We start from the raw sequence: 18309 nt of genomic DNA, 5'->3' as shown, positions 1-18309 counted from the left end.
CGCATCACGCGCTGGGCGGCGGTGAAGGGTCGAAATTGACGCGCTCGCGCTCGAACACCACTGGCTTCTCGCGCACCTGTCCGTAGATCGCGAGAACGTACTCGCCGATCATGCCCATGAAGAACAGCTGTACGCCACCGAAGAAAAACATGGCGACGATCAGCGTGAGGATGCCGGGTTCGGCGAGCTTCTGATAAAGCACCAGGCCGATGATGAAGTTGATGATCGCGTATGCGATGCTCATGGCCGAGATCAGAAAGCCCGCGAGCAGGCCGAATCGGACTGGCGCGGTGGTGAAGGACACGAGCCCGTTGAGGCCCTGATCGATCAGCGCGCTGGCGCGGTTCTTGGAAAACCCCTTCTTGCGCTCGCGCCAAGTGTAGGGCACGCCGACCATGCGACCGCCGCATTCGAACGTCATCATTCGCATGAATGGATAGGCGTCACGGACGTGACGCATGGCCTCGACAACGCGCCTGTCGACAAGTTGGAAGTCACCGACTCCCGGAGGCACCTTGAGCTCGGAGAATCTGGTCAACACGCGGTAGTAGGCGTTGCGGAGCCCGCGCATCAGACGGCTTTCCTCGCGCGCGGCGCGGATGCCGTAGACGATCTCGTAGCCGGCCTCCCACAGCTTGACGAATTCGGGAAGCAATTCCGGCGGATCCTGAAGGTCCGCCGGCATGAACAGCAGGACAGCGTCGCCGCGCGAGGCCATCACGCCGTTGAAGGTGTTGCGGAGCGGTCCGAAGTTGCGTGCGTTGACGATGATCTTTACCGCCGGGTCCTGTGCTGCGATCTCGCGCAGGATCTCCATGGTGCGATCGTCCGAGGCGTTGTCGCAGAAGATGTGCTCGCGCCGATAGCCCTGCAGCTCGCCGTCGAAGATCTTCCGGATCGCCTCGTAGCAATCCCTGACGTTGAGCTCTTCATTGTAACAGGGCGTGATGACGCTGATTGTTTTCACGTTGGTGTCTCTGGAACAGGGTAAATGGTCACCGCGGTGCGTCGGCGGCGTAGATGGCGGACTTGTGGTAATATGCGGCGATACAGCCGTTCGGCAATCTGTCGGCATCGGCTGTCACGTCGGAGGACATCAGAAGCGCCGGCGTCCATTTGTGGCGGGGAACCATGACCACCGGTTCGGGGCTCGTTGTCAGGAGGGCATGCCGTTCGGCACTCTCCCGCCAGTATGGGTATAGGTCCCGCCACTGCTCGCGTAGCTGGAACGTCGTCGAGCTCAGGCTAAGCGAGACGATCGTGACCAGCATCAGGCTTGCAGGCATCCCCACCGGACCGAGCAGGCCGCGAAAGGCGCTCTTCGCAACACGTTCGCGCAATTGCAGGCGGTAAGCGCCAACGAGCAGCTTGACGCCGAGCGTCGATCCGAACAGCAGCAGGATCAACGCCTGGTTTTGCGCCCTGTCGATCAGACGCATTCCCGTCGCATAGCGATGAGCGAAATACTCGAAATAGCAGCAGGTCAGGCAGATCCCGATCGTGCCGACAGCCAACAGCTTGCGCTTTTCCGGCGCCAGGGGCCTCGGATCAGGCTGCACCAAAACAAAAAGACCGACAGCCGCGAGCCAGGCGACGATGGTGGGCTCTCGAAAGAAGCGGCCGAGATCGGCGAGCGAATCGATGATCGCTTGAAAAACCGAAGACACCACATTGCCCCCGCCTGGGAGCTGTGCCATGCGCGCGCTGTTACCGCTTGCCGATACGACGATCATCAATCCGATAGCGATGGTTGTTGCGACCAGGACATGATGTGCAATCTGGCGCTGCTGGCCAAGGTGATAGCGTGCGCACAACGATGCCGAGAGAATTAAGAGCAGCCAGACGCCGGTGAACTCGTTGCCGAGCGCAGCTCCGAACCCGCTCAGGGCCATTGCGAAGCTAAGCAGCCACGAAAAACCGGTTTCCTTGTCCAGCGCCCGGACGCACTCGCCGAGGATCAAAATGGTGATCAGGGCGGGCGGGACATAGCAGGTCACGGCCGACAGCCAATAGAGCAGATCCCGCACACTCGGCGCCGCGCCGAGTATCGCACTTGCGAATGCGAGTGTGAGGAAGACCAATTGGAGAGCTGCGGTGCGGGGCCAGGCACGGACCATGGCAAGGGCCGTGGCGGCCAGGAACAGCGCTGCGCTCACGGCCATCGTCAGTGAATAGGCCGACAGCAAGCTGACACCCGTCGCGGCCGAGAGCGCCGGCGGAACCTGGGTCAGCCACAGGGCCAGGATCCGGCCCGACTGCGTATGATAATAGATCCACACGGTGTGGATGAAGCCGTGGCGCGCGTATAGGTCTGCGAAGCAGAAATCGTCATGTTCGGGCGCGCTCAATGATGTGAGTGCAAACAGCAAAAACAGAAAAACTGCAGGAAACAGGCTGCACAACGCCCAGCCTATCCAGGCCCGGCGATCGGCGAGGGGATGCGCTGCCAGTGGAATAACACCTTGATTGTACACGCAAAGCCCCCTCCGATCCGAGCCAGACTAGAGACAACTAGCCGAGGTCGCAATGTGCATTTCCGGCCTTTGCAGGCGGCTAGTGGTGCTTGCGCGGCGAGCCAACGACCGTCGCTAGAATTCCCGCCGCTTCAACCAGGCCCGCGCCCCCCAATGGCCGAAGCACCAGGCCGATCGGGCCAAAGAGAGATGTTCGACATTGCGGTAGATCTGCCAAACCCATTTGGCGGAGCGCACCGGGCGGCTCGAGACCGACGAGCCCCTGACGCGGTAGCGCGCAAGATCCTCGTTGAGGCCGTATGCGGTATGGCCGCGCTTGAGGATCGAGAGCCACAGGCAGAAATCGTCATAGCCCTCGTTCTTCATCGCAACGGGGCCCGCGATCTCGCGGTCAATCATTGCGGTCAGCGTCGCGATTGCGGTGTTCTTCAGGAGCTGGCTATAGGTGAGCGAGACCGGCACCTCGATCAACCGGCCGGTGACCGTGTTGGCCTCGTTGATGCGGCGGAAGGCGGTGTAGCTGAGGGCGGCCTGCTTTGCCTTCGCGAAGGCAAGCTGCCGCTCCAGCTTCTCGGGCAGCCACAGATCGTCGCTGTCGAGGAAGGCGAGGTAGCGGCCTTGTGCGGCATCGATCGCCGCCTGGCGCGCGAGCGCGGGGCCGCCATTTTGGGCCTGCCGGATCAGCTTGACCCGAGGGTCGCGCTCGCCGATTGCCGCGATGATGTCCGGCGTGTTGTCGGTCGAGCAGTCGTCGGCAATCAAGAGCTCCCAATCGGCGAAGGTCTGGCTCTGCACCGAGCTGATCGTCTCCTCGATCAGGCCTTCGACGTTCCAGGACGGTGTGATGATCGAAACGAGCGGCATGATGAATCCGTTCAGTTCACGCGCGCCGGCTCGGCGATTGCGGCACTCAAGGAGGCCGTGAACGTGTCGAGCAGTTTGGGATCGCTGACATAGAGCTCCCCCGGATAAGACCGCCGCCAGGCAGACTCGAAATAGGGCGCGCCCCTGCCTGGATCGAACGGCCCGGCGGAGAGCGCCTCGCGCAACCGTGCGGGGACATCGGCCAGTCGATCGACCGCATAGACCAGCGGACAGGAGCGGTAGAACGCATCGCCCATCACCACGACCGGCTTCCCGAGCAGCAGTGCTTCGGCGCCCGACTTGCTGTTGACGGAGACGACGGCATCGGCGCGATCGAGCACGGTGTAATTGTTGGTCTGGGGGGGCAGCAGCACGAAATTGTCGAACCGGCGCGCCAGCTCGAACAGGCGGGCGGCCGAGATTGCGCCGATCTGGGCAGGATGCTCCTTCACCACGAGCACATGCGAATCCGGGATCGTACGCAGCAGGAAGTCGACGGTCGCGACCTGGTCGAGATAGTCCGGCGAGCGCAGGGTCAGCGCCATGTCTGCCGGAACGTGGAACGGATAGTAGACGAACGGCGTTTCGGGGAGCGGCCGGTAGAGCCTGCGCAACCGCGTTGCGTTGAGCGCCATCGCGGCGTGCACCTGGGCATGGCGCAGATTGTGCCCGAACTCCTGGTGCTTGCCGAGCGCGAACTGGTCCCAGAGCTTCTCGACCAGCCGGTTGGCGTTGCGCAAATTGACAACCTTCTTGAAGGCTGCCGAATAATGATGCTGGTCCTTCCTGGGAATGACGATCGCGCGCTGTCTCAGAGTATCGTCCAGATAGGCGCGCACCTCGTCGGACACCGCATCCGCGGGCTCGGCCATCATATCGGGTGCCGCAAAGCTGTCCGGCGTGAAGTACATCCGGCCGCGAAAGAACGATGGTTCGATGAACCAGTTGCGGATGCCCCGGCGCCTCGCGGCATGGAAGCTCGCGATCACGGACAGGAAGCCGCCGAGTTCCTGCACCAGTTCGGCACGCTGCCCCTGCGCCTCCAACCGGTCGAGCAACGCCTCCATGGCATTCGCATAGATCATGAAACGCCGACGCAGGGCGGTAGTATCCCTGATGCCGAAAGTGAAACGCTCGTGGCTGAAAAGGAAATTCGTCCCGTCGAGTCCGTAAGATGCGACGCGGGCATCGAATGCCTTCCGGTCATCGGACGAGGGGCCAGCCCTGAGACCCTCGCGATACATGTTCGTGACCGGAACGCCTTGCGCGGTCGACATCTCTGCGCTGCGATCGTCGAAGGCAAGCAACTCGACATCATGGCCTGCCGCACGCAGCCGCTGCGCAACGGGAATCCAGAATCTTGTCTGGTATTCAGCAAGCGTGGTGATGAGAATTGTCTTTGCAGATTTCGTCATGGCGTTACTGGACTTGTTCGATCGCAATGCTCGCGAGCGGCAAGCCCGTCATCGCGCAATGCGCGCGGCTCGCCGTAAACTGCGATGGGCTCGCCTGATCGTGAGCGGCGATGCGCTGAAGCAAGGGCCGAACCACGGACGGCGCGATCCGCTTGTCGCGCCGGGCCGGATTGAACTGGCTGCGCAGCCGCTCCGTGATGGCCGAGCCGAGCGCGGCGCTGGCTGCGCCCTTGAGGACCTGGCCGACACTCGGCTTGTCGCGCGTGCCCTTGACTGTCGCCAGCAGGGAAACGTACGGCGGGCGCGAAATCGTTGCGCCGGTCAGGACATCGGCGACACGTTCGGCAGCTTGCCCGTCGTTGAGGTGGAAGAAGGCTTCGATATCGGCGGCGTGAACGCCGGCGAAATCGAAGGTCTCGGTCTCGCGCTCGAGGCGGTCGATTGCGCCAAGCAGCTCTTCGAACGAGGCGACCGGCCGGCTCACGCGTGCGGGCAGCCCGGCATGTCCGGCGGTTGTTGGCGTGTTCAGGTACTCGAGCTGGAGCGGGAGCTTCCCGAGCAGGACCGATTCCACAGCCGTGCCGCAATTGAGATGAATGACGGCGGCTGCATTGCGGATGCGATCGAGCACGCTGCCGGTCCCGTCGATCAGGACGTTGGCGTGGCGCGAGAGCGCATTGCGATAGACCTCCTCGCTCTCGAAGGGATGCGGACGCACGAGAATGTTGCGGTCGGGCCGCGCTGCGGCGAGCCGGTCGATCTCGGCGAGATAGTTGGCGAAGACCTGCTTCAGGTCCGCGATGAAGCGATCGACATAGGCGCCGTCCCAGCCGGCCCGCACCATTGCTTCGCGCTCGCCGCCCGGCTTGCCGGTGAAGCGTGAATTGACCAGCGGAAAGTTGGCGTTGACGAGCAGGTAGTTGCGCGGTTCGCCATCGAGCAGCGCGCGCCAGCGCGGCGCCGCAAAGTCGAAGCGCGGGCATCCGGTGAGGTGAAGCTGCTCCGGCTTCATGGTTCCGGCCGCGAGGAAGGCCTCGTGCAGTCGGCTGCCCCAGAAGAAATAGCCCGTCAGGATGTCGGCGTAGCCGCTGCCCTTGATGTGGGCCGCCATTGCGGGTGGCGAATTGCCGCCTTTTTCCGCGAGCACGCCGCCTTCGGTATCGAGCACGTATAGCGCCAAGCCGGCTCTGGCAAAGCTGCGCATCAGGTCGAGATTGACGGAACGTGCGTAGTTGACCACCAGTGCGTCCAGCCCGAGTCGCGGGACGTCGACGGCCTGCTCGTACATCGGCACCAGCATGACGGAAACGCCACGCCGCGCAAGCTGATAACCGAGCATGACTGCCCCCGGCAAGTCACGCTTGGGGTGATCGACCACCAGGCCTATGCGCAAGATGTGAGCTCCCGCAAGTCTGCGTCAGAGCCGCATCACAGCGCGCTCGAGCTCGGTCAGTGCACCGACCGCTCGGAAGCGCGGCGGCGGCTCGGGAAAGACGCGCGGCTGCTGGATGTAGGTTGCCGTGTACAGCAGGCGGCTCCGATCCGATTGGATCCGGCTTCCCATGTGCAGGCAGCGGGCGGTGTTGACGATGAAGGACGACAGGCGGGGCGCGATCATTTCCTTGACGGCGTCGGGACCGGTCTTGGCGAACACCTGAGCGTCGCTCATGTGGCTCTTGAGGGTATTGCGGAAAGCCTTCGACGGCCCGGCCGGGATGAAGGTGAACGGACCGTCCGCGGTGTCCTGAACATCGGTCAGATAGATGAAGAGCTTGCAGACACGCTTGTCGTCGTGATCGAGGTGCCATAGCTGCGAGAAGCTCAGCGCCTGATTCGGGGTCGGTTGCGACAACGTCAACACGACGTCCGACAACTGCGGCAGATCGTGCATGAAGTCCCCGATGATGCGCAGCGCAGCCGGCTGCAAGGCGTAGCGCACGAAGGGATGGTCGGTCGCGAAGGAGCCGTTGACGAGATCCTCGTCCAGCAGGCTGACCCAGAATGATTTGTGCCGTTCCTTCTGCTGGCCGACGAGTTCGTTGAGGCGTTTCACCTTGCCGTCGGCGAACGACGCGACCGCTTCCGCGAGGCTGCGATCCACGAGCGTGGTTACGTCGACATAACCATCCTCCTTGAGCTTGCGGCTCGCCTCGGCCCATTCGGGCTTCGTTGGAAGCTGCTTCAGAAGCGCGACACGCCTCGAGCGGGCAGGCAATTGCAGCGCGGTCAGAGCCGCTTTCACCGCCCATCCAAGATCGGTGCGGTTGATGTGCCACAACAGGCGGCGGAACTGGCTGATCTTCGCCTTCTTAGGGGCAGTCTGATCAGCCGTCGTGTTGATGGTTGTCATGTTGGCTCCCAGCAATACAAAAAACCATCATTGTGGATCGTCGGAGCGAACGGCATCCGTTCGCGAGCCAGGACGCGGACGCGGCCCTGCCGCTCGTAATCGTCGAGCGTCGAGAACAGCTGCGTCTGGTAATCGACCGAGCGGATATAGAGGAAGCTGACGATATCTCGCGGATTTGAGAGGTTCAGCAGTTCGGTAGTCGGCTCGATGTTGATGACACGCTTTGGCCTTGCAGCAATGATGTTGTCCACCACCTTGCGCACGTCATAGGGAATCTGCTCGATGCAGAAGTAGGTGAATACGACCTGATCCCTGATGGCGGAATAGCTCGGGTCGTTGCCGTCGGTCAGGTCGATCCTGTCGAGCGATATCCGCTCCGACAGGCCGTAATGCGCTGCGATCTCGCGACCCGCGGCGATTCCGTTCGGCGCGATGTCAAATCCGCGCAGTTTCCAGTCGGGATGATTGAGGTGCAGCGACAGCAGATTGATGCCGCAGCCAGCGCCGAGCTCGATGATCTTCGTGGCCCCGCCTGTGTGCCGTGCGAGCAGTTCGCCGAGGGCTCTGGCGCGATAGCGATAATAGTCGTCGGCCGCGACCCTGCAAATCTGATTGTCAACCTTGCGAAGACCCCGAGCGGAATTCTTCGGTATCAGGAACTCGTCGATGCTGGCGGCTTTCGTCCATGTCTTTTCGGCCAGCATTCGCTGCCAATGCGTCAGATTATACTCGGAATCAACGACGTCGGCCGTGCGCTTCACACGACGCATGACCAGACGGCCAATGCTCCTTGCCGCGTCGATGGCATAAGCCGTAGCCCTGTCCGACAACGACGCCGGAGCGAAACCTGAGGTGACGGCTTTCGTGTCTGTCGCGTGGATGTTCATTCAGCTGCTTTTGGATGTCAGTCCCATCAGTTGTCCGACTGCGGGAAATACAGTCCGATGGCGCTTGTTGAGCACCAGAAAGTACTGGAGCACCCAGGTCACCAGACAGAAAACCATGGAACCGAGCGCGAGCTTTAGCACGCTGTCAAACCGAATGTAACCTGCAATTGCTGCTAGAAAAATGCTTGCCAGGAGTAGGATTGCGAGTTGGGTTCCGATCGCCTTCACGAACTGATTACGATCGAGCTCGAGCGCACTACGCAGCTCTTTCAGCTGCCAGGGCAGCACGGCGACACTGCCGATGACCTGGCCAAGTATCAGGGCGCGTTCCGCGAAGAAGTGCAACGTTCCGGCGGAGACTGCCGCCCAGATCAGAAGCTGAACGGCGATCAGTCTGTTGAGCCTGGCTTGCACCTCGGGCCGCGTCAGGAAGATCAGGCTGCCGATCACGACGTACTGGGTGGAGATCGGAACCAGGAAACTCAGGCCCATCCAGAACGCATAGGGGGCAAGAAGGGGGCCGATCCAGATGTCCATGATCTCAGGCGAGAGGATCGCGGTTGCGGCAAGCGGCGGTACCACGAACATCGGCATCATGATGAGGCCGAGGTCGCCGAGGCGCTGGAACGACGTCGCGCTGCCGCGCTCGTCGAGCCGGCTGGCAACTGGAAGCAAGGCGGATGTCAAAAGGCTGACGATGACCTTGGAGACCCGCGACAATCGCACGAGCGCATCGTAGGTGCCGACGGCCTTGGGCCCGAACAGCAATCCGATCAGGAAGGGTTGAAACGGTCCGGAAATGCCGCCCATCAGCTTGCCTTGCAGAAGCAGCAGACAGCGATGCAGAGTATCCTGCCGGATCTCCGGGGTCCATGGCAGCAAGCGGACGTGCTTGTGCTGCAGGGCGACAAGGGCGGCAATTCCAATGACGACGGCGCGGGCAACCAGCGTGGCGAGATAGATGTAGGCGACCAGTTCGAATCCTGCCGCTGCCCACGAGGCCGCGAACGTCAGACCGACATAGGCCGCCGTCGACGTGACCTCCGCGGCGCGGAGCAGATTGTATCGCTCGAAGCCCTTGACAATACCTTCCCACACCAGCGCCGGAACGAAGATCAGATTCGCGAGGGCCGTGTAATGCATGATCCGGGTGAACGTCTCCAGATGCGCGGCGTCAACCTTCATTACGACGACGAAGAGCGGCGCCGCGAGCCAGATGGCGGCGCTCAGGATCAAGGCGAGAGCGATGGAGACCGCCCCCAAGAAAGCGATCTGACGGCCGGCCTGCGTCCAATTGCGGTGCTCGCGCGCGCGCGCGACGACCTGGGTGGCCACCTCGGACAGACCGAGGTCCAGCACCGCCATCATGCCGCTTGGAAGCAGCAGCCGCGAGATGACGATGAGGCCGAACTCAGTCACCCCCCAGGTCCCGATGATCAGCGGAATGACAGCAAGGCCCAGCAATGCGGCCACGCCGAAGGCAAACGCCGAAATCACCGTGTTCTGGATCAGGCGCTTGATCATTGGTGTTTTGCTACCAGGCGCTCAGGCCGCCGTCGACGGCGATGTTCTGCCCAGTCACGTAGGACGCGGCATCGGACACCAGGAACAGCACGGCTCCCACCATCTCGTCCGCGCGAGCCATGCGGCCGAGCGGAATACGGGCGCCATAGCGTGCCTTGAACGTCTCGTTTTGCCCGCTCTCCACCCCGCCCGGGGTGAGCGTATTGACGCGAACGCCCTTCGCCGCCCAGTAGGTCGCGAGGTGCTTGGTCAGGCCGATGACACCGGCTTTGGACGCCGTGTAGACCGCGGGCGTGTTGATGGCCCGGCCGAGATACTCGGACCCTTCATAGATGCGTTGGTCGGGCGCCATTAGTCCGTAGATCGAGGCCGTTTGCACGATGGCGCCGTAGCCGCGCTCGGCCATCCGGCCGCCGAACACCTGCGCGACGGTGAACATGCCGTCGAGATTGACCGACATGATCTCGCGCCAGGTGTCCTGCGAAAACGTCTCGACGGGTGCAAAGAAGGCGTCCACGTCGTGGGTCTTGCTGGCGGCGTTGTTGAGCAGGATCGAGACCGGTCCGAGGTCGGATTCGATCGCATCGGCCGTGTTGCGCACGGCGTCAGGATTGGTGATGTCGCAACCGTAGCCTTTGGCGCGGCCGGCATGGCGTGAGGTGACGTCGGCTGCCGCCGCATCGGTCGCGGACTGATCGAGATCGACGATCGCGACATTGGCGCCGAACTCGGCAAGCCCGTCTGCAAAGCGACGTCCGAGGATGCCGCACCCGCCGGTGACGACGGCAGTACGCCCGGTCAGATCGAACAGAGCCTTGAAGCCCGTGGTCATCGTTTGAGCCTCCTCAGGCCGGCAGTCGTTGGCGGAGCAACATTTCCACCAACGCAAAATCGAGATCGGAATCGATGTCGATCGAGCGCTCTTCCGGCATTTCGAACAGGCGCGTGTCCGGATAAAACACCGCGGGCTGCTCCAGGAACGGCGCGACGCGCCAGACATAGATCGACGCGTTCATGTCGAAGCAGCGCGGCGCATCCTGCCGTCGCGTGACCGGAGGATTGGTGGATTTGGAGAGGCCGACGCTGCCATCGGTGCGCTGCTCGACGAGGTTGAAATAGGGCGACCGGCGCGCCGGTGCACCGGTAATGACATTGCGCGCACCGCTCTCGCGCAGCAATGCGACTGCACCGGTGATGTCGGAGGCCAGCCTGAGCGGCGAGGTGACGTCGAGATCGACGAAGATATCCGGCGTCTTGCCGGTTTGTGCCATGGCCTGCTCGAGACAGTGGCGGATCGCCGGTAGCTTCGGCGCGGTATCGGTCGCCATTTCGTCCGGGCGCTTGACTGCAATGTCGGCGCCGGCCTTCACTGCCGCATCGAGCAGGGCGTCCGAATCGCTGCTGAAGGCGATCGCATCGAACAGGCCGGTCTCGCGCGCCTGCGCGATGCTCCACGCGAGCACGGGCCTGCCCAGGAGATCGCGTGCGTTCTTGCCGACAACTCCCTTCGAGCCGCCTCGTGCGCAGATGGTGCAGAGGAGGCTCACGGCGACACCCAGGTCTTGGTGCGCAGCGCGCGCTCGCTGGCGTCGATCAGGTGCACGACGCCGAGCGCCTCGGGCAGCGAGCAGGCCGGGCTCGTGCCACGCATCGCCGCGACATGCATGTCGCGGTAGCTCTGGTCGCGCTCGCTGGGAATCTCCGTTGCCCTGCCGTTGATCGTGAGACGGCCGCCGACGAGATCGGCCTCGATGGTGTCCTCGTCGACATTGATGCGAATGCGGCGGACGCCCTGACGGTCGAGATAGTCCATATGGACGTGGACGGATGGTGCCCGCTGCAGGTCGAGCAGCAGATCGAAGTGGTCGTCGACGTCGATGTCGCGAGCGCCGGAGGCGCCGCCCAGAGCGGCGACGCGATGCCACGGCCCGAACAGCCACAACAGATAGTCCAGTTCGTGGCTGAGATCCCGCAGCACGCCGCCCCCGGCATCAGCCGTGGCTGATGCGGTCGCGCGGTGATCGCGGTCCGGCCGCCAGTCCCTGATGTCCTGCCCGACATAGGCGCCGACCGTGATCACCTCGCGCCCGCGCAGTGTTTCGGCAAGAGCCGTCATCACCGGATGAAAACGCAGATTGTATCCGACGCTGACATGGGAAAACGGATATTTCGGGGGCGCTGCAGGCGTAGCGAATAGCGGCTTTTCGACGAGGACTTTGCCATCGAAGCCGGTCTGCGCGAGCTCTTGCAGATTTTCCGCATGGCGTGCCGTCTCGGTGGCGATCACAACGTAGTCCGGATGCGCCGTCGCGACGGCATGCGCGATTGATCCGTAGTCGCCGCCTTCGCGCCGACTGACAGTCGCGACCCGAAGACCAAGCTCGCGCAGGACGCGTGCATGCCTCGTGCCGATCGAGCCGAGGCCAACCACGACGGCGGTCGAGGTCACGAGAAGACCTCGTGAAACTCCGCATGCGCCTGCTCGAAATCCTCCAGGCGGCCGATGTCGAGCCAGTACTCGCGAATGGGATAGACCGCGACGCGTCCCTTGCCGGCGATCACGCGCTCCAGCACGGTGGGCATATCGATGCTGAGGCCGGGCGCGACATGGCGGAAGACGGACCTGCCGATCACATAGATGCCGGCACTGACGAACCAGCTCTCGGTCGGTTTCTCGCGAATGGTCTGGAGAAAGCCCTCCGACGTGGAAACCACGCCATAGGGGACGTGCACCTTGTGCTCACGAACGGCCATCGTCGCTTCCGCCGGCGTTCCGTTGTGGAAGTCGAGAAGGGCTCCGTAGTTGATCGTGGTGAGGATGTCGCCGTTGGTGACGATCATCGGCAAATCCGGCGGTGTCGAAAAGAGCCCCAGCGCACCGGCGGTGCCCAGGCGTTCGGTCTCGTGCAAGTACTGGATGCTGGCGCCGAAGGCGGCGCCATCGGCAAAGTAGTCCTTGATCGTCTGGGCTTTGTAGTTGACCGAGATGAATATGTTGCCAAACCCCTGCTGTACGACGTTGCGGACGATCGTCTCGAGCAATGGTCGGCCGCCGACATTGAGCATCGGCTTCGGCACGTCGCGCGTCAGCGCGCCCAGGCGCTCGCCGAGGCCGCCGGCCATGATCAGCACGGGGTTCGGATATTGACGCGGTTCGAGCAGCTCATCGAGCGTCTCGACCACGATGAGATGGCCGCCCTCGTCGACGAGCGGGAGCTGCTTGATCGACCTCTGCCGCATCAAATGCAGGCGATCCTCGCGCGGCAGGGTCGCAGGGGCCGAGACCGGCGCCCGGTTCATGATGTCGGTCGCAAGTCCGGTGAGCGCGATGCCGCGCAGCAGCCCGCGTCTGACGTCGCCGTCAGTGACCACACCGAGCAGGCGGTTCTGGTCGTCGAGCACCAGTGCAATCTGGATGCTTCCGCTCTCGATTGCGGCAATAGCCTCGCCCACGGTCGCCTGGGTACCGACGACGGCTTTGCGCCAGGATTTCATGGCAATCTGCCTCGTATACGCCAGATATTGGGGGCGGCCCATGGCTGAACCTGCTATATCGCGGCTGCGAGAGGCGGCGTCAACCCCGCCGGGGGCCCCGGCCGGGGCCTTGTTGATCCCCGTATTTTCCGGCCGCGTCCGGCGGTTTGAAGTGCCGCTGCCCGGTCGCTAAGATTGGTCTGCGCAGGGGAATCGCGATGGACGATCTGATCATCATTGGCGGCGGCGAGCACGCCTTCATGGTCTATGAGGCCGCCCTCCTGTCGGGTCAGTTCGACGTCGTCGGCTTCCTTGATCGTCAGCCGGGAACACTGGGCGATGCGTGCTATCTCGGAACCGACGATGTTGCGCCGAGCTATCCGGATGCCGCCTTCGTGGTCGGGGTCGGAACGATGCAGGCGGGGCCTGCGCGCCGGCAGATGATCGCCCGGCTGCAGCTCAAGCGCTGGGCGTCGGTGATTCATCCGCGCGCGTTCGTCTCGCCGTCGGCGACGATTGGTCCGGGCAGCGTCGTCATGCCGGGTGCGATCGTCAATGCACGAAGCATGATCGGTCAACACTGCATCATCAATTCGGGCGCGGTCGTCGAGCACGATGTGCGAGTCGGGCACTGCACGCATCTGTCTCCCGGGACGGTGGTCGGCGGCGGTGCAGCGATCGGCGACAATTGCTTTGTGGGGCTCGGCAGCCGTGTCCGCGATCACGTCTCCATTGGCAGCGATACGCTGGTGGCGATGGGCTCTGTCGTCACGGGGTCATGGCCGCCCGGGTCCGTGCTGCGCGGGGTTCCTGCAAAACCTCGTCGTTAAACCGGATCGTCCGGTTCGAGCGCCCGCGGCGCCGCCGTGCCGATCACGGACCAATAGTCGATCGGCGGCCGGCCGACGCCCGGCCGTTTGGCGGTGATGTCGGCAGGGCCAATAATCTCGCCGGCTTTCAGTGCACGTGCTGCCACGATGCTCTTGCGCGCGACAGGCACATTCCTGATTTCAGACTCTTTTGGCGTCTTCACGCCATCGCCGAGCGCAGCCTTGACGTTGCGAATGGCGCTCACCATCCGCTTGAAGTCGTCGGGCTCGAGTGACGCTGCGTGGTCGGGACCGGCCGCTCGATGATCGTGGCGCCGAGGGCAACCGCGGCTACTGAAATTTCGAACCCGTCGGTGTGGTCGGAATAGCCGACCGGAAGCTGGAACGCGGATCGCATCGTCGCCATCGCGCTGAGGTTCACATCCGCGACGGGGCAGGGATACTCGGTCGTACAATGGAGCAGGCTGACGTGCCGCGCCAGCGCGGCGCGCGCCGCCGGATCGCGCCAAGCCGCGCGGAATGAAGCGACCCCTGCGGGATCAATGCGCTGCGCGTAGCCATGCGCCAATACGCCCAGCGCTTCCTCCACCTCGCCCAGCGTTGCCATGCCGGTCGACAGGATCAGCATGGTGCCGGCCCTCGCCGCTGCATGCAGTAGCGGGGCGTTGGTGAGATCGCCCGAACCGATCTTGATGCGCGGCAGCTTGAGCGACAGCAAGAGGGCGAGCGAAGCGTCGTCGAACGGTGTAGACAGGAATTCGATGCCGCACTCCTTGGCGCGCGCAATCAACGTGTGATGCGCGGCTTGCGGCAGCTCGAGACGTTCCAGCATGGCCAGCTGGCTCTCGTCGGCACCTGTGGTACGCTGCTGATAGTCCGCCTTCTTCGCAGCGCTGCCCGCCAATGCCTTCGCATTGAAAGTCTGGAATTTGACGATGTCGGCACCGGCATCTGCCGCCGCATCGACCAGGGCCAGTGCCTTTTCCAGGCTGCCGTCGTGATTGACGCCGGCCTCCGCGATGATCAGCGTGTGCGTCGTCATGGCCGCGCTCCGCTTGCGGGAAGTTCGTAGAAGCCCTTTTTCAGCAGCTGTCCGAAATCCGTGATGCCGGCGACGATGTCGGCAAACCTCCGGCTGGATTCGCCGTCGCCGTAAGGGTTGACGGTGGCTTGGCGGCCGCGCTGGAGGCTCGCCGAGATGGCGGCGGCAATTGCGCTCCGTTCGGGCGCTGCATGAAACACCGAGGCCGCGCGCTCGCGACCCTTCTGGCGGTCACCGATATCCACCGTGGGAACGCCGAAGGAGGGCGCTTCGAGTACGCCGCTCGAGGAGTTGCCGATCACCAAGTCCACCTGGTTCATCAGGCTGAGATATCGAAGCTGCCCGAGTGAGGCGACCGCGATCGTGTTCGGCCGGCCAGCCGCGAAAGCCTTGGTCCGGTCGTTCAGCGCGCGCCCTTCGGCATCGGCATTGGCGAGCGTGAAGACGAGACGGAAGGCGGGATCGAGCGTCGACAGTGCGGCGAACAACTCCTCCAGCTCGGCCACCGACCGCCCCGCTTCGACCGTGACGGGGTGGAACGTGACGAGCGCATTGCGTTCGCCGAGCGGCATGCCGATCGCGGTGCCTATGTCGTCGCGGTTCATCAGATCGAGATACCTGATGGCGTCGATGCCGACCGAGCCGATGGTATGGATACGGGACGGGTGCTCACCAAGCTGCATCAACCGCCGCGTCGAGCCCTGATTGCTTGTGAAATGCAGATGCGACATCTTGCTGATGGCGTGGCGCGTGGATTCGTCGACCGCACCCTCGGTGACGTCGCCACCGAACAGATGCGCCATCGGCAGTCGCATGAACATCGCGGCCTGCGCAGCCGCGAACATCTCGAAACGGTCGCCGAGCACGACGACGAGATCTGGTTGCAACCGCGTGAAGGCGTCGGCAAAGCCGATCACGCCGAGTCCGACCGATTTGGCGACGCCTGCTCCGGTGTCGCTGCTGAGCAGCGTCTCGACGCGCTCGTCGACTTCGAACCCCTCGTCGCGGATGGCGTTGAAGGTGTAGCCGAACTCAGGTGCGAGATGCATGCCGGTGGCAACGAGCTGAAGCGTCAGGCCAGGCGTCTCGCGTATCGCGCGCATCGGCCAGACCAGCAGCCCGAAATCGGCGCGGCTGCCGGTGACGAAACAGATCTTGCGCCCGCCACCACTCATCGCGGAGGCCTGATGCTGGCGCTGGAGGGCAGGTTGATCAGGCGGCTCTCGATCGATTCGGCGGTGCCGAGATCGCCGCGAGGGCTCTGCGCGAACATCGGCAGCCTGTGCATCAAGGTCCAGACCGGGCGCGCGCCGAACCCGGCGTCGTTGAGCGCCGCGAGCGCGTCATCCCGCTGCCCGGCATACTCCTCGTCGAGCAGGATCGCGTTCAGCCAGTAGTTGCTCGTGGTGCCCTTGGGCTCGCGCGAGAAGTGGACGCCGGGAACATCCGCAAAAGCGCGCTGATAGGCTGCTGCCAACTTCCGTTTGCTTGCCAGGAAGCCGTCGAGCTGCTCGAGCTGCGCGCAACCGAGCGCCGCGTTCAAGTTCGGCAGGCGGTAGTTGAAGCCGATCTCGTCGTGGATGAAGGCCCATTTGTGCGGCAGTTTTGCCGTCGTCGTGAGGTGCTTGGCGCGGCGCCCCAGTTCCTCGTCATTGGTCAGGATAGCGCCGCCGCCACCGGTGGTGACGATCTTGTTGCCGTTGAAGCTCAATGCCGCGAGTCGTGCCTGCGATCCGACGGCGTGGCCCTTGTAGGTCGAGCCGAGCGATTCCGCGGCATCCTCGACAAGCGCAATACCCCAGCCTTGCGCGATCGCGGCGATCTCGTCGAGCTCGACCGGGTGCCCAAACGTGTGCATCGGGGCGATCGCCGCGATGCGGCGGCCAGTCTCGCGATTGATGGTGCCGGTCGCAGTTTTCTGCGCGACCGCATCGAGGCGCACCGCGAGTGCGCGAGCGTCCATGCCGAGCGTTTCGAGCGAGCTGTCGACGAAGTGCGGCGTTGCGCCGCAATATGCGATCGCGTTCGTGGTCGCGATGAAGGTCAGCGCCGGCGAGACGACCTCGTCGCCGGGCTCGACACCGGCGAGGCGGAAGCAGGTATGCAATGCGGCCGTGCCATTGACGACGGCGACGGCGCGCTTGGCGCCGGTGATCTCCTCCAGCATGCGCTCAAACCGATCGACGAAGGGGCCGACCGAGGAGACGAAGGTGCTCTTGATGCACTCCTCGAGGTAGGCGATCTCGTTTCCGGCGAACACGGGTTCATGCAGGCCGAGGATGCCGTTCGGCGTTCCCACTGCTCGCCGCACGGCGTCGACGATCGTCTCCGGCTTGAAGCGTGAGTTGTCTACCGTTTCAGACATTGTAGACGTCGGCCTTGTAGCGGCTGAGATTGGCAGGGTTGGTGAACCATTTCACAGTCTCGGCCATGCCGCGGCGCATGCCCTCGACGCCGCCGTATTCCGGGCTCCAGCCGAGCTGTTGGCGCGCCTTGGAATTGTCGGCCCAGAGTCGCTCGACCTCGCTGTTGGCGGGACGCAGTCGCGCCTCGTCGGTTTCGATCTCGATCGGGGTTCCCATGACGTCGGCGATCATCTGCGCGGTCGCGCCGACCGATATCTCGAAGCCGCTGCCGAGATTGATGGTCTGGCCAACGACCTGGTCCGCAGGCGCCGTCAGGCCTGCGATCAGGCCGCGCGCGGTGTCGGTGACGAAGGAGAAGTCGCGCGTCGGGCTGACGGCGCCGAGACGGATCTTGCGCTTGCCGGTCGCGATCTGGCTGATGATGGTGGGAATCACAGCGCGCGCCGACTGCCGCGGGCCGAAAGTATTGAACGGCCTGATGACGACGACCGGCATGTCGAACGAGGCATGGAAGGATAGCGCCATCTGGTCGGAGGCGATCTTCGAGGCCGAGTAGGGGGACTGTCCGACCAGCGGATGGCTCTCCTTGATCGGAACGGTCTGCGCGGTGCCGTAGACCTCGCTGGTCGAGGTCTGCACGAAGCGCCGCACGCCGGCCATGCGCGCGGCCTGGACCACGTTCACGGTGCCCTTCACGTTTGTATCGACATAGGAGTCGGGCGCGACATACGAGTAGGGGATGGCGATCAGCGCCGCCAGGTGCAGCACGTCGGTGCAGCCGGAGGCCGTCTGGATCATGAAATGCGGATCGCGGATATCGCCGGCGACCACCTCCACCGATTTCATGACGTCAGCGGGAACCGTGTCCAGCCAGCCCCAGGAGTTGAAGGAGTTATAGTAGACGATCGCCTTGACGCGGGCTCCGGCCTTCACCAGCTCCTCGACGACATGCGAACCGATGAAGCCGTCGCTGCCGGTAACGAGGACGCGGGCGTCCCTCAGATCTGCCATGCCGGACCTCAGAAGGCGATTAAGCCAGTGTTCGCAACAAGATGGCGCTATAGCACACTGGCGGTTGCGCGC

17 protein-coding genes and 1 pseudogene are annotated in these 18309 nt (G+C 63.6%); 1 reads left to right on the top strand and 17 read right to left on the bottom strand.

All coding sequences use genetic code 11. The features are described 5' to 3' along the window. Positions 1-4: 4 nt before the first annotated feature. The 12 genes from AX729_RS30100 to AX729_RS30045 all read right to left on the bottom strand — a co-directional run bounded on the left by AX729_RS30100 (position 5) and on the right by AX729_RS30045 (position 13009). Positions 5-967, bottom strand: coding sequence for a glycosyltransferase family 2 protein (locus tag AX729_RS30100; protein ID WP_061027814.1), 963 nt, complete (start codon positions 965-967; stop codon positions 5-7). A gap of 28 nt (positions 968-995) precedes the next feature. Next, positions 996-2474: a DUF6056 family protein gene (locus tag AX729_RS30095; RefSeq protein ID WP_061027813.1), complete on the bottom strand. Its 1479-nt coding sequence runs from the start codon at positions 2472-2474 to the stop codon at positions 996-998. A 114-nt stretch (positions 2475-2588) separates the two neighbouring features. Next, entirely contained in the window at positions 2589-3338 is a 750-nt protein-coding gene (locus tag AX729_RS30090; protein WP_061027812.1) for a glycosyltransferase family 2 protein, read from the bottom strand. 11 nt (positions 3339-3349) lie between these two features. Next, complete coding sequence (locus AX729_RS30085) at positions 3350-4753, bottom strand: capsular polysaccharide export protein, LipB/KpsS family (RefSeq protein WP_061027811.1); 1404 nt, start codon at positions 4751-4753, stop codon at positions 3350-3352. A gap of 4 nt (positions 4754-4757) precedes the next feature. Beyond that, a complete protein-coding gene (locus AX729_RS30080; RefSeq protein WP_082770575.1) occupies positions 4758-6146 on the bottom strand; it encodes a surface carbohydrate biosynthesis protein in 1389 nt (462 codons plus the stop codon). A gap of 24 nt (positions 6147-6170) precedes the next feature. Further along, positions 6171-7103 carry a phytanoyl-CoA dioxygenase family protein gene (locus AX729_RS30075; protein ID WP_061027809.1) on the bottom strand — a complete coding sequence of 311 codons (933 nt, stop codon included), beginning with the start codon at positions 7101-7103 and terminating at the stop codon, positions 6171-6173. Then, positions 7100-7873, bottom strand: a complete 774-nt coding sequence (locus tag AX729_RS30070) for a class I SAM-dependent methyltransferase (RefSeq protein WP_245325466.1) — start codon at positions 7871-7873, stop codon at positions 7100-7102. Before AX729_RS30070 ends, AX729_RS30075 begins: the two co-directional genes overlap by 4 nt. 117 nt (positions 7874-7990) lie before the next feature. Next, entirely contained in the window at positions 7991-9514 is a 1524-nt protein-coding gene (locus AX729_RS30065) for a lipopolysaccharide biosynthesis protein (protein ID WP_061027807.1), read from the bottom strand. Positions 9515-9524: 10 nt separating this feature from the next. Then, entirely contained in the window at positions 9525-10346 is an 822-nt protein-coding gene (locus AX729_RS30060) for an SDR family oxidoreductase (RefSeq protein ID WP_061027806.1), read from the bottom strand. Positions 10347-10359: 13 nt separating this feature from the next. Further along, positions 10360-11061, bottom strand: a complete 702-nt coding sequence (locus AX729_RS30055) for an acylneuraminate cytidylyltransferase family protein (RefSeq protein ID WP_061027805.1) — start codon at positions 11059-11061, stop codon at positions 10360-10362. Further along, positions 11058-11963, bottom strand: a complete 906-nt coding sequence (locus AX729_RS30050; RefSeq protein WP_061027804.1) for a Gfo/Idh/MocA family protein — start codon at positions 11961-11963, stop codon at positions 11058-11060. Before AX729_RS30050 ends, AX729_RS30055 begins: the two co-directional genes overlap by 4 nt. Beyond that, entirely contained in the window at positions 11960-13009 is a 1050-nt protein-coding gene (locus AX729_RS30045; RefSeq protein WP_063817312.1) for a nucleotidyltransferase family protein, read from the bottom strand. The genes AX729_RS30050 and AX729_RS30045 overlap by 4 nt, the downstream gene beginning before the upstream one ends. A gap of 197 nt (positions 13010-13206) precedes the next feature. Between AX729_RS30045 and AX729_RS30040 the strand changes: the two genes are divergently transcribed. Next, entirely contained in the window at positions 13207-13818 is a 612-nt protein-coding gene (locus AX729_RS30040; protein ID WP_061027802.1) for an acetyltransferase, read from the top strand. Here the strand turns inward: AX729_RS30040 and AX729_RS41385 are convergent. The 5 genes and pseudogenes from AX729_RS41385 to AX729_RS30020 form a co-directional block, all read right to left on the bottom strand. Further along, positions 13815-14066 carry an SAF domain-containing protein gene (locus tag AX729_RS41385; RefSeq protein WP_245325471.1) on the bottom strand — a complete coding sequence of 84 codons (252 nt, stop codon included), beginning with the start codon at positions 14064-14066 and terminating at the stop codon, positions 13815-13817. The genes AX729_RS30040 and AX729_RS41385 overlap by 4 nt on opposite strands. 9 nt (positions 14067-14075) lie before the next feature. Continuing rightward, positions 14076-14860: pseudogene (locus AX729_RS30035) on the bottom strand (N-acetylneuraminate synthase family protein); the annotation flags it as partial. Further along, the gene (gene neuC / locus AX729_RS30030) at positions 14857-16035 is read right to left on the bottom strand and encodes a UDP-N-acetylglucosamine 2-epimerase (protein ID WP_061027801.1); all 1179 of its coding nucleotides are present in this window, start codon (positions 16033-16035) and stop codon (positions 14857-14859) included. The gene neuC and the pseudogene AX729_RS30035, both read right to left, overlap by 4 nt. Beyond that, positions 16032-17225, bottom strand: a complete 1194-nt coding sequence (locus AX729_RS30025) for a LegC family aminotransferase (RefSeq protein WP_061027800.1) — start codon at positions 17223-17225, stop codon at positions 16032-16034. Before AX729_RS30025 ends, neuC begins: the two co-directional genes overlap by 4 nt. After that, positions 17218-18237, bottom strand: a complete 1020-nt coding sequence (locus AX729_RS30020) for an NAD-dependent 4,6-dehydratase LegB (RefSeq protein WP_061027799.1) — start codon at positions 18235-18237, stop codon at positions 17218-17220. The genes AX729_RS30025 and AX729_RS30020 overlap by 8 nt, the downstream gene beginning before the upstream one ends. Positions 18238-18309: the final 72 nt, after the last annotated feature.

The sequence above is a fragment of the Bradyrhizobium sp. CCH5-F6 genome, from assembly GCF_001556045.1.
Lineage (GTDB): Bacteria > Pseudomonadota > Alphaproteobacteria > Rhizobiales > Xanthobacteraceae > Bradyrhizobium.
The sequence above is the reverse complement of the archived record's forward strand: the minus strand, read 5'-3'. Positions and strand labels throughout refer to the sequence as shown.